This window comes from Shewanella sp. SG41-4 (assembly GCF_014164505.1).
In the GTDB taxonomy this organism is placed as follows: Bacteria; Pseudomonadota; Gammaproteobacteria; order Enterobacterales; family Shewanellaceae; genus Shewanella.
Genome location: NZ_JACJFI010000695.1, coordinates 1 through 984, shown reverse-complemented (window position 1 = coordinate 984; position 984 = coordinate 1). Strand labels below are relative to the sequence as shown.

Below are 984 nucleotides of genomic sequence, written 5' to 3'. Positions count from 1 at the left end.
GAGGGTTTTACCCTGTCAAGCAAATTCAAATTGTGCATGAGGCAATTGGTGTCAATCACCACAACTCGTTTATTGATTTGCTGCGGGTCAGCATATTTGGCGTTGAAATGCGCCAGAGCATCAGAGGTCTTTTCTCTAAGCCCTCCAAGCGTAGAATTATTGAAGACAGATGCGGAAAGCATCTTGTAAAGCACATCAATTTGATCGCTTAATTCATTTAAGAGCTTATAGAGAGGTACGTTAAGCTTTAGAAGTTCAAAATTGCTCAGGGTCAGTAAATCCACTGCGGTTTTGTTTTTTAAAGAAGCGTAGGGTTTTGCTAAATCTGTTAATGCTTGAGTAATAAACAATCCATCCATGACATCAGATTGCTTAATAGCAATATCAATCAAGGTGATTAAACAATCAGGAGTTAAGATATCTATCAATAGTTCTCGTTCTTCAAACAGTTGAATATATTCTGCCACTTCCTCCTTGTGCCTCAGGCGCTTTACTTTATCTTTAAAGCTATTTGCATGTAAGTCAGGAATAAACTGCTTCATTTTTTTATAATATTCAAAAACTTGAGAAACATGCGCATTAGGTAAGCGGTCAATGGCCTGCTGACAGTCAATAACAGCAGAAAAAATGACAACATTGATATCATCATTTGTCAGCAGGAATTGCTCAAATTCATCCTTCTTTTTATCCGCTTGAGCGATGATGGCAAGATCAACTTCGCGAGGATGGCCACGGTACGAGATTTCCGAGAGGCCGGATTTAAATTCAAATCCTACATTCGATTTATTTACGATTAAGGCATCAACGCCTGCCTCAAATTCGATTGAGCATTCTTTGAGTGTTAAGACTTTGCCAATTAATAAGGTCTCACTCGAAGGCGCTAAAATCACAGTAGCCACATCCACTTCAATACTGTCATCCAAAGTGAACACGTAGTGGGGCTTTTGTTTATTAACCAAGTCATTTGCTTTCTCAATTGGTGCC

At 38.9% G+C, this 984-nt stretch carries 1 protein-coding gene; it reads right to left on the bottom strand.

The window, feature by feature from the left end:
- Positions 1-984 (bottom strand): hypothetical protein (locus H5202_RS23330; RefSeq protein WP_182774095.1); only part of this gene is annotated, 984 nt, incomplete at both ends.